Annotated in this window: 14 protein-coding genes and 3 tRNA genes; 11 read left to right on the top strand and 6 right to left on the bottom strand. The window is 66.7% G+C overall.

What is annotated here, in order from left to right:
• Positions 1-92 precede the first annotated feature (92 nt).
• The gene (locus tag QNO03_RS11040) at positions 93-2,300 is read left to right on the top strand and encodes a catalase (RefSeq protein WP_289603346.1); all 2,208 of its coding nucleotides are present in this window, start codon (positions 93-95) and stop codon (positions 2,298-2,300) included.
• 91 nt (positions 2,301-2,391) lie between these two features.
• Here QNO03_RS11040 and QNO03_RS11035 read toward each other — a convergent pair whose 3' ends face one another.
• The gene (locus tag QNO03_RS11035) at positions 2,392-3,822 is read right to left on the bottom strand and encodes an NCS2 family permease (RefSeq protein ID WP_289603345.1); all 1,431 of its coding nucleotides are present in this window, start codon (positions 3,820-3,822) and stop codon (positions 2,392-2,394) included.
• A 113-nt stretch (positions 3,823-3,935) separates the two neighbouring features.
• Between QNO03_RS11035 and QNO03_RS11030 the strand changes: the two genes are divergently transcribed.
• Positions 3,936-4,553, top strand: a complete 618-nt coding sequence (locus QNO03_RS11030; RefSeq protein WP_289603688.1) for a copper resistance CopC family protein — start codon at positions 3,936-3,938, stop codon at positions 4,551-4,553.
• A gap of 21 nt (positions 4,554-4,574) precedes the next feature.
• On the opposite strand, the gene QNO03_RS11025 is transcribed toward QNO03_RS11030, so the two are convergent.
• Complete coding sequence (locus tag QNO03_RS11025; protein WP_289603344.1) at positions 4,575-5,213, bottom strand: NAD(P)/FAD-dependent oxidoreductase; 639 nt, start codon at positions 5,211-5,213, stop codon at positions 4,575-4,577.
• Positions 5,214-5,400: 187 nt separating this feature from the next.
• Between QNO03_RS11025 and QNO03_RS11020 the strand changes: the two genes are divergently transcribed.
• A complete protein-coding gene (locus QNO03_RS11020; RefSeq protein WP_289603343.1) occupies positions 5,401-6,405 on the top strand; it encodes a universal stress protein in 1,005 nt (334 codons plus the stop codon).
• Between the two features lie 34 nt (positions 6,406-6,439).
• Here QNO03_RS11020 and QNO03_RS11015 read toward each other — a convergent pair whose 3' ends face one another.
• Positions 6,440-7,369 carry a cation diffusion facilitator family transporter gene (locus QNO03_RS11015; protein ID WP_229945564.1) on the bottom strand — a complete coding sequence of 310 codons (930 nt, stop codon included), beginning with the start codon at positions 7,367-7,369 and terminating at the stop codon, positions 6,440-6,442.
• 9 nt (positions 7,370-7,378) lie between these two features.
• Positions 7,379-7,738 (bottom strand): metallopeptidase family protein, encoded by a 360-nt coding sequence (locus QNO03_RS11010; protein ID WP_289603687.1) that lies wholly within the window; start codon positions 7,736-7,738, stop codon positions 7,379-7,381.
• Positions 7,739-7,883: 145 nt separating this feature from the next.
• On the opposite strand from QNO03_RS11010, the gene QNO03_RS11005 reads away from it, so the two are divergent.
• From QNO03_RS11005 to QNO03_RS10970, 8 genes are all read left to right on the top strand, one after another.
• Positions 7,884-7,956 (top strand) — tRNA-Glu (locus tag QNO03_RS11005).
• Positions 7,957-8,016: 60 nt separating this feature from the next.
• A tRNA-Asp gene (locus QNO03_RS11000) sits at positions 8,017-8,090 on the top strand.
• Positions 8,091-8,146: 56 nt separating this feature from the next.
• Positions 8,147-8,222, top strand: a tRNA-Phe gene (locus tag QNO03_RS10995).
• Between the two features lie 154 nt (positions 8,223-8,376).
• Positions 8,377-8,877, top strand: coding sequence for an Asp23/Gls24 family envelope stress response protein (locus tag QNO03_RS10990; protein WP_289603342.1), 501 nt, complete (start codon positions 8,377-8,379; stop codon positions 8,875-8,877).
• Positions 8,878-8,937: 60 nt separating this feature from the next.
• On the top strand, positions 8,938-9,129 hold the full coding sequence (locus tag QNO03_RS10985) for a DUF2273 domain-containing protein (protein WP_229945553.1): 192 nt from the start codon (positions 8,938-8,940) through the stop codon (positions 9,127-9,129).
• The gene (locus tag QNO03_RS10980) at positions 9,126-9,509 is read left to right on the top strand and encodes a hypothetical protein (protein ID WP_354003898.1); all 384 of its coding nucleotides are present in this window, start codon (positions 9,126-9,128) and stop codon (positions 9,507-9,509) included. Before QNO03_RS10985 ends, QNO03_RS10980 begins: the two co-directional genes overlap by 4 nt.
• Complete coding sequence (locus QNO03_RS10975; RefSeq protein WP_229945549.1) at positions 9,506-10,093, top strand: DUF6286 domain-containing protein; 588 nt, start codon at positions 9,506-9,508, stop codon at positions 10,091-10,093. Before QNO03_RS10980 ends, QNO03_RS10975 begins: the two co-directional genes overlap by 4 nt.
• Positions 10,090-10,701, top strand: a complete 612-nt coding sequence (locus tag QNO03_RS10970) for a hypothetical protein (protein WP_289603341.1) — start codon at positions 10,090-10,092, stop codon at positions 10,699-10,701. The genes QNO03_RS10975 and QNO03_RS10970 overlap by 4 nt, the downstream gene beginning before the upstream one ends.
• 6 nt (positions 10,702-10,707) lie before the next feature.
• Here the strand turns inward: QNO03_RS10970 and QNO03_RS10965 are convergent, their stop codons facing one another.
• Together QNO03_RS10965 and QNO03_RS10960 are read right to left on the bottom strand one after the other, a co-directional pair.
• A complete protein-coding gene (locus tag QNO03_RS10965) occupies positions 10,708-11,562 on the bottom strand; it encodes a DUF8083 family protein (protein ID WP_229945545.1) in 855 nt (284 codons plus the stop codon).
• Between the two features lie 2 nt (positions 11,563-11,564).
• Positions 11,565-12,368 (bottom strand): exodeoxyribonuclease III, encoded by an 804-nt coding sequence (locus QNO03_RS10960; protein ID WP_289603340.1) that lies wholly within the window; start codon positions 12,366-12,368, stop codon positions 11,565-11,567.
• Between the last annotated feature and the right edge of the window lie 37 nt (positions 12,369-12,405).

Here is a 12,405-nt window from a genome sequence, read left to right as displayed (position 1 = left end):
TCCGGCTAACAGTCAGCATGCTTACTTCAGTAGGGTGGGTAGATGGCCGCGGCCTTCGGGCGGCGGCTGGACCAACCACGATGGAGGCTTACATGTTCAGCAAGAGCAAAACCGACCTGTCCGTCCCGGGCGCACCGGCGCCCCAGGCCCCCGAATTGGCCGAACCGACGCAGCCACGCGAACCGCTGCCGCCCAAGCCGGATCAGGATGGACCGGCGACCGTTTCCGCCACGGGTGTGGACACCGGGGCGCCGAAGGCCTCCAACGCGCAAAGCGGACAATTTCTCACCACTGCCCAGGGTGTGCGCGTGCGGGACACCGACCACTCCTTGAAGGCCGGCCCCCGTGGACCGGTGCTGCTGCAGGACCACCACCTCCGGGAGAAAATCACCCACTTTGACCATGAGCGCATTCCCGAGCGTGTGGTCCACGCCCGCGGCGCTGCCGCCCACGGTGTGTTTACCGCCAACGGCGCCGCCGAAGGAGTCACGCAGGCCGGGTTCCTGGCCAAGGGTGTGGAAACCCCGGTCTTTGTTCGCTTCTCCACCGTGCTGGGCTCCCGCGGTTCCGCGGACACAGTCCGGGATACCCGCGGCTTCAGCACCAAGTTCTACACGGATGAGGGCAACTACGACCTGGTTGCCAACAACATTCCGGTGTTCTTCATCCAGGACGCCATCAAATTCCCCGACGTCATCCACGCCGGCAAGCCCCACCCGGACCGTGAAATCCCGCAGGCCCAGAGTGCGCACGACACCTTCTGGGACTTCGTTTCCCTCCACACCGAGGCGCAGCACCACACCATGTGGAACATGTCCGACAGGGGCATTCCGCGGTCTTACCGCACCATGGAGGGCTTCGGCGTCCACACCTTCCGGCTGGTCAACGCCAAGGGCGAAACCACGCTGGTGAAGTTCCACTGGAAGCCCCGCCAGGGTGTGCACTCGCTGGTCTGGGAAGAAGCACAGATCATCAACGGCATGGACCCGGACTTCCACCGCCGCGACCTCGCCGACTCCATTGAAGCCGGCGCCTTCCCGCAGTGGGACCTGGGCATCCAGGTCTTCCCGGACACCGAAGATGAAATGTTCGAGGGCATCGACCTGCTGGATCCGACCAAGCTCGTTCCCGAGGAGCTGGCACCGGTACAGGTCATCGGCACCATGACCCTGAACGCCAATGTCACGAACTTCTTCGCCGAAACCGAGCAGGTGGCCTTCCACCCGGGGCACCTGGTACCGGGTATCGACGTCACCAACGACCCGCTGCTGCAGGGCCGGCTGTTCTCCTACATCGACACGCAGCTGACCCGGCTGGGCGGCCCGAACTTCAGCCAGATCCCCATCAACCGCCCGCATGCACCGGTCAACGACATGCTCCGGGACGGGTTCCACCAGAGTGCGGACCATTCCGGCGTGGCGCCGTACCAGCCCAATTCGCTCGACGGCGGCTGCCCCTTTATGGCCGGAGCGGACATGAGTGCCTTCATCGATGTTCCCGTCGAGGTGCCTGCGGCCCGCAAGGTCCGTGAGAACCCGGCCACCTTTGACGACCATTACAGCCAGGTCCGGATGTTCTTCCGCTCCCTGACCCCGGTGGAGCAGGACCACGTGGTCCAGGCCTACACGTTTGAATTGGGCAAGTGCTACGAGGAAAACATCCGGCTGCGCCAGCTGCAGTCGCTGGCAAACATTGACGAGCGCCTGGCCTCGGAAGTGGCCACGGGCCTGGGCCTGGAGGCGCCGGCACCCAACGTTGCCGTCGAAGACACGGAACCGAGCCCTGCGCTGAGCCAGCTGGGCGGATCGTGGCCGGTGGCCGGCCGCATGATCGGTGTCATCGCCGATGAATCCACCGATCTGGACGCCCTGGCCGAGGTGCTGGCTGCAGTGGACGCCGAAGGCATGGTGCCGCTGGTTGTTGCTCCGCACGGCGGCAAGCTTGGCGGCGCGGTGACCGTTCAGCGGACCTACCTCACCGCCCGCTCCACCGAGTTCGACGCCGTGGTGGTGGCAGCCTCGGGTGCCCCGGCCCCCGACGCCGTCGACAGCCTGGACGCCAAGGCCGGAAACCCCGAGGGACACCCCTCGGTGGACCCGCGCATCACCCTGCTGCTGACCGAGGCGTTCCGCCACGCCAAGGCCATCGGCGCCTGGGGCAACGGCGCTGCCGTGCTGCAGGCGGCCGGCGTTCCGGTTGAGGCACCCGGCGTCGTCGTGGGGGCCGGTGCTGACGTAGCCGCCGGACTGACCGCGCTGCTGGCCAAGCACCGGGTGTGGGAGCGTTTTCCCACTGCCTAGCTGGCCCGGCGGCCGGTGCCGAAGCCGGTAAACAGAAGGGATCCCCGGCTGCGGCCGGGGATCCCTTAGCGGTACAGGTGAACGTCCCCGCCTAGATTCCCGCTATTTCCCTGATGGGACCGATGCCGAAGAACAGGGCGAATGCCGCAGCCACCACGTACATCAGGGGGTGGACTTCCCGGCCCCGGCCCTGGAAGAGGCGGATGAGGGTGAAGGAAATGAATCCGGCACCCAGGCCGTCGGCAATCGAGTAGGTGAACGGCATCATCGTGAAGGTCAGGAAGGACGGCAGGGCGAGCCCGATGTCGCTCCAGTCGATCTTGCCCACCTGGGAGACCATCAGGTAGCCCACCACCACCAGGGCGGGTGCCACGGCCTCGAACGGAACCAGGTAGATCAGCGGGGTCAGGAACATGGCCACGATGAACAGCAGCCCCGTCACTACGGAGGCCAGGCCGGTGCGTGCGCCCTCGCCGATGCCCGCGCCGGATTCCACGAAAATCTGGTTGGAGGAGACGCCGGCACCGCCGCCGGCCACCGCGCCTGCGGCGTCGACCAGGAGGACACGCTCCACGAGGGGGATGTTGCCGTCCTTGTCGATGCTCCCTGCCTCGGTGGCAAGGCCCACCATGGTGCCCATCGCGTCGAAGAAGATGCTGAGGAGGATCACGAAGACCAGCAGGGTGGCGGCAACTCCGCCCAGGGTCTGGAAGGAGCCCACCAGGCTGACATCGCCAATCAGGGAGAGGTCCGGTGCAGCCCACTGGGGCATGCTCGGGGTCACCAGCGACCATCCGGTAGCCACGCCGGCACCCTGGCTGCCCGGTTCAGCAAGCCATTCGACAATGACGGCGAAAATGGTGGAGGCGACAATCCCGATGAGGATCGCGCCGCGGACCTTGCGCGCCATCAGCACGATGGTCAGCAGCAGGCCAAAGACGAACACCAGCGTGGGCCACCCCAGCAGTTGGCCGCCGTTGCCCAGGCTCAGCGGAACGGTGGTGCCGGCCGCATCCGGGTTACGCCGGACAAAGCCGGCATTGACCAGGCCGACCAGCGCCACAAACAAGCCGATGCCCACCACGATGGCGGTTTTCAGGCTGGGCGGAACGGCCCGGAAGACTGCGGTGCGGAAACCGGTAAGGACAAGGATCACCATCGCCAGGCCGGCAATCACCACCAGTCCCATCACATCCGGCCAGGTCAGTCCCTCATTCGAGGCGACCGTGACGGCTATGAAGGCATTGACGCCCAAACCGGTGGCAATGGCGAAGGGGTGCTTGGCCCAGATGCCCATGATGAGCGTCAGGATGCCCGCCACCAGTGCGGTTCCCGCGGCGATTGCCGGTCCGGGCATGGTGTTGCCCATCGAATCCTCGCCGCCGAGGATCAGCGGGTTGAGGACCACGATGTAACTCATGGCGAAGAAGGTGGCCAGGCCGCCGCGTATTTCGGTCGATACGGAGGAACCCCGCTTGGTGATTTCGAAGTAACGGTCCAGCTTTGAACCTTGTTTGAGCATGGCGCGTCCTCTGAATGGAACCAGCAGTGGGATAGTGACGGAATCCTGCCCTTAGATCTTATCCCGGCAGTGCGTCCGTGCCCCGGGCCCGGGCCGGTTAGGCTGAAACGGTGATGAATACCGTGAGCACATTCTTCTCCAAAACCGGTTTCGCCGCCGCCGCGGCGGCATTCCTGCTGGCTCTATGCGCGGGGCTGCTGGTGTCCGCACCGCCCGCTGCGGCGCATGACGAGCTCACTGGAAGCACCCCGGCCGCCGGCGCGGTGCTGGACGCGGCCCCGAAGTCGGTGGAACTGACCTTCTCAAGCATTCCGGCCGCCATTGGCTCCCAGGTGCGGGTCCTGGCTGAGGATGGGACCGACTGGGCCGAAGGACAGGTGCGGATCCTGGACAACACCGCCACCCAGTCCGTGCGCCCCGAAGCGCCCGCGGGCGAGTACACCGTGCAGTGGCGGGTGGTTTCCTCCGATGCCCACCCGATCGAGGGGACGTTCGGGTTCACCGTCTCGGGCGGTGGTGCCGGAAACGGAACCGGCACTGAGTCCAACGCTCCGGCGGGCAGTGCGTCGAGCAGTGCGTCCCAGCCGGCCGACACCACGCCGACGCCGGTGCTGAACCAGTCCGACGATGCCGGCTCCCCGTGGCTGGTGATTGTGCCGGCCGCGGTGGTGCTGCTCGCGGTGGCTGTGCTGATTGCCCTGATCATCCGACGGCGGCTCCGCGAGGACTGATCTTTAGGTGCGGCAGTGCGTCTAGGTCGGGCACTCCCAGGCTGGAAGAGCGGCATCGGCGATGGCTGTTCCAGCAGCCTTCGCCTGCCGCACGAGCCCGTGGAGTGACGGCAGCAGGTTTCCGCCGACCCCCACCAGATACACCCCGATGTCCCGCAGTGCGGCCACAGCTTCCGGTCCGGCGCCAACCCCCAGGCTGCGTGCCAGCTTCCGCAGATCGGACCGCGAGCAACTGGTGAGCACCACATAGTCGGCCAGCAGCAGTTCCCTGCCGGTGCGTACCGCCCATTTGCCGGTGCCGGCCACGGGTGTGGGCAGCAGGCCGGCGGCATCTGCCCGGGTCATCTCCCGGGCTGCGGAATCCTCCCGGACATCCAGGCGGTGGCTGGCTGCGTAGGCATGCAGCAGGCGAAGCAGTTCGGCCCGCTCGGGGAGCACCTCCGGCTCCACCGCTGCCTCCCGTATGGTGGCTGCGGCCGGGGCCGGACCGTGGACCACTATGGAGTCCACCCCCTGCCGGTCCAGTTCAGTGGCGACGGCCAGGCCGCTGAGTCCGCATCCGATCACCACGGCTCCGGTCAGCTGGGTCGGCGCTGCCTCAGGCTGGGTTTCGCCATGGTGGGACTCCGAATATTCAGTGGAACCGGTTTGCTCGCTCATGGGCGGTCCTCCTGCGGTCCTGGTTTCGTTCCTGGTTTCGAAACCTCCCCAGAGGCTTGGGTCCTGAGGCGGAACCATATATCTGCCCGCCCCGGGGCGGTAGCGTAGGCCGGTACCCGGAGCGGTACGCTACTGCTAACGACAGCCGGAGGGGGAAGCGCCGGTTGGGGACCCGAAGGAGCGGCATATGACTGATTCGACCTGGGGTGCCGGGGCCGGCGAGGACGGACCTGCGGGCATTGTCGTCGGCGTGGACGGATCCGATCAAAGCATCTGCGCCCTCTTCTGGGCGGCACGGGAGGCACGACGGCGGCAGTGTCCGCTGCACGTGGTGACCGCCTATACGGTGCCCATCTTCGCGGCGTCCTCCATGGATGCCGGCTACACCACGGTTGATGACGCGATGATCCGGGACGGCGCCCAGCAGGTGCTGGACGAGGCCATTGAGCGGATCAGCCACTACGGGGTGGAAGTGATACCGCGGGTGGAGACCGGAGACGCGGCTGCCGTCCTGCTGGAGCTTTCCGAAGACGCCGACCTCATGGTGGTCGGCTCGCGTGGCCGCGGCGGATTTGTTGGACGCCTGCTGGGCTCCGTCTCCAGTGCCCTGCCGGCGCATGCGAAATGCCCCACCGTCGTCGTGCCGCTGCGGACTGCGGGACGGCTGCCGGATTCCGGGATACGGCCCCCGGCCAACTCACCGGACCCCGACGCCGTCCACCACGCCGTCGTTGTGGGTGTGGACGGTTCGGAACAGGGCCGTGCCGCGTCCCTGGTGGCCGCAGAGCAGGCCCGGAGCATGGGCCTGCCGCTGCGCATCCTATGTGCGCTGCCGCCGTTCACCGGCTCGCTCGCCTGGGTGCCTGCCCCCTTGGACATCGAGGCGCTGCATGCGGAACTGCGTGAACAGCTCGACGCCGGCCGGGACTGGCTGCAGAGCCATTTCCCGGGATTGGAAATGACCGTTGAACTGGTGGACGGCACCCCGTCGGAGATCCTGGTGGAACGCACGGCAAAGGTGGAACTGCTGGTGATGGGCACCCGCGGCCGCGGCGGCTTCGCCGGCATGCTGCTGGGCTCCACCAGCCAGAGCGTGATGCACCACGCCAAGGGTCCGCTCATGGTGGTGCCGGACCACGATGATCCGCGGCTGCTGGACCGGGCGAACTTTGGGCCGATGATCGCCGAATAGCTGCCGGTCGCCGGATAGCGGCCGGGTGAAGCGCCTATGCGTGCTGCTGGCCTTCGTGGACCGCGTGGCTGGCCGGCTCGAGCTGGAACGTGCAGTGGTCGGTGTCGAAATGGCTGCTGAGGCACCGGGTCAGCCGGTCCAGCACCAGGTCCAGTCCGTCCGGGGTCAGGTGCTCCTCCTCCACCACCACATGTGCCGAGAACACCGGAACCCCGGAGGTGATGGTCCAGATATGGATGTCGTGCGCATCGGAGACACCGTCCACCGAGACGATGTGGTCCCGGATCAGCCCAACATCCACGCCCTGCGGGGTGGCCTCGAGCAGCACATCGATGACCTCGCGCAGCAGTGACCAGGCACGCGGCAGGATCATCACGGCAATCAGGATGGAAGCCCAGGTGTCGGCCTGCTGGTAGCCCGTGGTCATAATGACGACGGCGGACACCACCACCGCCGCGGAGCCCAGTAGATCGCCCAGTACCTCCAGATAGGCGCCACGGACGTTCAGGGAGTCCTTTCGGCCGGCATGCAGCACCAGCAGGGAGACGAGGTTCGCCAGGCCGCCCACGATGGCGAAGGGCAGCATCAGCCCGGTGTCGACGTCGGGAGTGCCGCCCAGCCGGCCCAGCGCCTCGACAAAGATCACCACCGCAATAACGATCAGCAGCACCGCATTGGCCAGCGCGGCCAGGACCTCGGCCCGCTGGTAGCCGTAGGTCCGCCGGGACGTGGCAGGACGTGCGGCAAGCCAGGCCGCTACGAGGGCAATGGAGACACCGGCGGCGTCGGAAAGCATGTGGCCCGCGTCGGCCAGGAGTGCCAGCGACCCCGAGAACAGGGCTCCGGCCACCTGGATCAGGACCACGGAGATGGTAATGAGGAAAACGATCAGGAGGCGCTGCCGGTGTTTACCGGTCGCCGTGACTATGCCCAGCCCGTGGCTGTGCCCGTGATGCCCGCTCATGGTTAAAGGCTAGCCCCAGCCCAGTTCGTGCAGCCGCTCGTCATTGATGCCGAAGTGGTGGGCTACCTCATGGATGACGGTGATCCGGACCTCGTCCACTACTTCCTCCCGGCTTCCGCACATCCGCAGCAGCGGCCCGCGGAACACCACAATCCGGTCCGGCAGCGAACCCGCGTCCCACCAGGAATCCCGCTCGGTCAGCGGGGTTCCCTCGTAGACGCCCAGCAGCTCGGTGTCCGGATCTTCATGCGGTCCGGGCACATACTCGTCCTCGATGAAGACCGCCACGTTGTTCATGGCGCGGGACAGATCCGCCGGAATGGAGTCGAGGGCTGCTTCCACGCAGGCGTCGAACTCGTCCGGGTTCATCTCGATTGGCACCCCTCCACTGTAGTGGCGCAGCACTCACCCGTACGGTTTTGGATATTCCGGAATTAGGCCCTATAGTTTTAGAGGTCCACAACGGCGAGAAACGACTGGAATCCAGCCGCTTCAAACCATGTGTGTTCTGTTGGCCCCCATCGTCTAGCGGCCTAGGACACCGCCCTTTCACGGCGGCGGCACGGGTTCGAATCCCGTTGGGGGTACTCAGGAGTGGTAAATCAAGCCGGTGAGAATCTGGTAGAGTTTACACTCGTGAAAAGCAAGGCCCTGTAGCGCAGCTGGTTAGCGCGCCGCCCTGTCACGGCGGAGGTCGCGGGTTCAAGTCCCGTCAGGGTCGCTCAGATTTTCTGAAGCGATTTGGAAGATCTCGGTGATCATCGGTTGATGATGCCAGGCTCTGTAGCTCAGTTGGTAGAGCGTTCGACTGAAAATCGAAAGGTCACCGGATCGACGCCGGTCGGAGCCACCAGCTAAAACCCCGTAGCTGTCTCGCAGGAGACAGGACGGGGTTTTTCTTTTGCCCGCCGGCGCTTTTGTCCGGCCGCTGGCCGCCCGGAAAGGCCCGGAACAGCTGCAGCCGCTGCGGCCTGCACAACGTTCCGCCCCCGGGATACGCTGAACCCATGGATGAGCCCCGGAACACTTCAGCGAACGCTCCCGTCACTGCGGCACCAGCCGTGCCTGCACCAGCCCCGCCCGCAACTGCCCCGTATGCCGACGCCGACGGCGTCCCTGCCGCCGTCGGCGGCCGGACATCCATCAGCGAGCAGGCGGTGGCAAAGGTCGCCGCAATTGCCGCCCGGGCTGTTCCCGGCGTCTTAACGCTCGGCAATCCTTCGGGGCGGGCGCTCGGCGCGGTGCGCGACGCCGTCGGCGGAACAAATGCCACCTCCGGCGTGCATGTGGAAGTCGGCGAGCGTGAAGTCGCCGTGGATATCAGCCTCGTAGCCGCCTACGGAAATGCCCTGACCGTCGTCGCGAACAACGTCCGTGCCGCCGTTTACGGAGCGGTGGAGGAACTTGTGGGTCTCCGCGTCGTCGAGGTCAACGTGGAAATCTCCGACGTGCACCTTCCCACCGATCCGCCCGCTCCCGTACCGGTCTCAGGAGCCAAAGCGGTATAGGCTTTCAGCACGTTCCACCCAGGACGTACCGGTGATGCGTCAGGCAAGAAGGCAGGGGAAATGAAACCGACAGTGGTAGGAATGGCAATTGGAGCCGTACTGGCTTTTGCCGCACTGATTTTCGACTTTTGGGGCTTTCTGCTGACCGCCCTGTTTATTGCGGCCGGAGCGCTGCTGGGCCGCGCTGCGGAGGGCAAGATTGATTTCCGCAGCGTCTCCGATGCGCTGACCGGCCGCCGCTCCTCTTCGTGAGCACCATAGCTGCGCCCCCGGCGGCGGAAACCGGCGCGCACCTTGCGGGACACAACCGGATCAGCACCCAGGCCCTGAGCAGCACCGCTAAGGCGGCGGCGTCCGAATACTTCGGTGTGCCCGCCCAGCAGGTGCGCGTCCAGTGGACGGATGACCGGGGGCAGCTCGCCCTGTCGGTGTCCCTGCCCATCACGCTGCCACCGCTGCAGGCGCTGACCCCCGGCATGCTGGACCGCGCCGGCGGAACCGTCTGGGAGCTGGCCCACGCCGCCAAACCGGTGCTGATGCAGCGCGTTGCCGAACTTACGGGTTCCCGGCTCTCCCGGGTGGACATCCGTGTCACCGGCGTCCTGCCGGCCGAAGGAAGGCGGGTGCGGTGAAGCAGGCGGACCTGGCGGTAACCAACAGAATCCTTCGGCGCGAGACACATTCGGCACGCACGGCCGCGGCCGCCGCCGTTGCTGTCCTGGGCATCCTCTTTTTCAGCTATGTCCTGCTGGAATCCGTGCTTCAGGTGCTGGGACAGGAGGCCTGGCTGATCGATCCGCCTACCTTCGGCAACTGGCTGGCGGGCCTCCCGGCGGACTCCGACCCGCTGATCCTCGGCCTGTCCGGGGCGCTGATCTTCTTCGCGGGCCTGCTGTTCTTCCTGCAGGCCGTACTTCCGGGCCGCCGGGCCCGCTATTCCCTGCCCAACCCCCGCGCCGCCGTCGTGGTGGACGGCGAAGTGCTGGCCGCGTCGCTGGCCCGGTGCGCCCGGATGCGGGCAGGCGTCACCCCGCAGCAGGTGCTGGTGACGGTTGGCAGGACCGTTGTGGAGGTGCAGATCCGTCCAACATCCGGTACTCCCGTGGACGCCGAAGCGGTGCGTACGGCAGTGGAGGATGAGTTGCTGCTGACCAAGCTTGACCCGCAGCCGGCCGTCCGGGTCCGCGTTGCCGAAACCGGGGTGATCGGACAGTGAACGCCACACCAAGGGCCTTGAACCGGTTCCTGCTCGGACTGCTCGGCCTGGTGCTGATGGGTATCGGCGGCGGTCTGGCGCTCATCTCCGCCTGGCCTGCCGCCGCGCGGGCCTGGCACGGGTTTGCCGCCGACGCCGGTCCCGCCGTCTCCTCCTCGCTCGACGCCACGGCCCTGCCCGGGGGCAGCGGCAGCTGGATGTGGGTGGCGCTTGCCCTGCTGAGCTTCCTGGGCATCGTGTTGATGGTGGTGTGGATGGCCGGGCAGGGCGGCGGCCGGACCGGAACCCTCGTCTCCGAATACGACGACGACGGCGCGCCCGGCCGGGTTGAGATCAGTGGAACCGTCGCCGAACAGGCCCTGCGCAGCGCACTGCAGGAGAACCCGGATGTCGCTGCGTCTTCGGTCAACGCCTACTCAGTGAAGGGCCGCAGCGCCCTGCGGGTGCGGATCACTCCGCGGCAGGGAGCGGCTCCGCACCTGATTGCGGCCGACGCCACGGCCCTGGTGGAAACCCTGGACACCGTCCTCGGGCACCAGACCCCGGTGCTGCTGAGCCTGGAGGCCGGACGCCGGCTGCGCTTCGGCAGGGAAGACCGGGTCCGCTAGGACATCCTAGGAGGCCCGGGCCAGCTGCCGGATGGGAATCCAGCGCGAGGCCAGCCGGCGGTAGGCCGCAGCGGCACCCGTCATGTCACCGTCGGCCAGTGACTCGATGCCCAGCCGTACATCGGACGGGGAGTCGTCGGGGAAGACCAGGTCCGCCACCGGACCGTAATCGAGCTCCAGCACGGCCTCCGGATCAAAGACCTCCAGCCAGGCCGTGAGCTCGGCCAGCTCATCCAGCAGGTCCAGCTCCGGTGCCGCCATGGCCAGGGCAGCCGAGGCCGAACGTGCCCGCTCGATGCACTGCAGCACCGGGGCGGAGAGCCGCACCGTCTGGACATGCCCGTCATCCTCCACCACCTCGGTGTGGTCCTCTTCGTGGAGCAGGACAAACCAGCCGAAGGGAACACCCCAGGTAGCGGAGCGGGTGTGCAGCTTGGCCAGCGAATCGGCGAAGGAATCCGGATCCAGGCGCGCGGCGTGGGCCTCCCGGGCGACTTCCGGCACCAGCACATCCACCAGGGGCCCGCGGATGGAGTCGCCCAGGGATTCGGCGGCCAGGGACGTGCGGACCGCCAGCTGGTTCGGGCAGTACAGGCGGGTGGTGACACCTTCCTGCGCCGGATAATGCAGCACCCGGACCAGGTCCGTGGCGTTGTGCGGGAACGGATCCGACACCACCCGGACCAGCCGGCGGACGGCATCGGTACGTTCGAGGACTTCGGTTTCGTGGCGTCCGCGGGCGCGCTGTTCCATGATGGCCAACTGCTGGGTGTCATCAAAGGCGTCCAGCGGCTCGTAGACGCGGAGGTAGGAGACAAACGGGAAGGTGCGGTACAGCGACTGCTGCGGATGCCGCGTCACGGCTAGTCCAGTTCCACAATCACGGGAGCGTGGTCCGACGCACCCTTGCCCTTGCGCTCTTCCCGGTCGATGACGGCGCCGGTGACTCGCTTGGCCAGGGCGGGGGAGCCCAGGACAAAGTCGATACGCATGCCCTGGCGCTTGGGGAACCGCAGCTGGGTGTAGTCCCAGTAGGTGTAGACGCCCGGCCCAGGGTGGAAGGGACGGACGACGTCGGTGAACCCGGCGTCGAGGAACTCGTTGAAGGCCTGCCGCTCGGGCTCGGTGATGTGCGTGGCGTTCTGGGCACGGAACCAGTCGATATCCCACACATCGTCATCCTGCGGGGCAATGTTCCAGTCACCCATCAGCGCCAGCTCCAGGGAGGGGTTCTCGGTGATCCACTCGGCGGCATGGTTCTTGAGGGTCTTGAGCCACTGCAGCTTGTACGGCATGTGCGGATCTTCCACGGCACGGCCGTTGGGCACGTACAGGCTCCACACGCGGACGCCGCCGCAGGTGGCGCCGATGGCACGGGCCTCGGCCACGGTGGTGTCCTCGGTCTTGCCAAACATCGGCTGGTCCGGGAAGGTGCGTTCGACGTCGTCGAGCCCCACCCGGGAGGCAATCGCCACGCCGTTCCACTGGCTCAGCCCGAAGTGCGCCACCTCGTAACCGTTCTTTTCAAACAATTCCCAGGGGAAATTGTCGTCCTTCGCCTTGGTTTCCTGAATTGCCAGGACGTCGACGTCGGAGCGCTGCAGCCAGGCCTCGATGCGGTCGGCGCGGGCGCGGATGGAGTTCACGTTCCAGGTAGCTATCTTCACACTGCTACGTTACCGAATCCCGTCCGCCTCCACACTG

Origin of the sequence: Arthrobacter sp. zg-Y877 (assembly GCF_030373105.1) — a bacterium.
Lineage (GTDB): Bacteria > Actinomycetota > Actinomycetes > Actinomycetales > Micrococcaceae > Arthrobacter_B.
The sequence above is the reverse complement of the archived record's forward strand: the minus strand, read 5'-3'. Positions and strand labels throughout refer to the sequence as shown.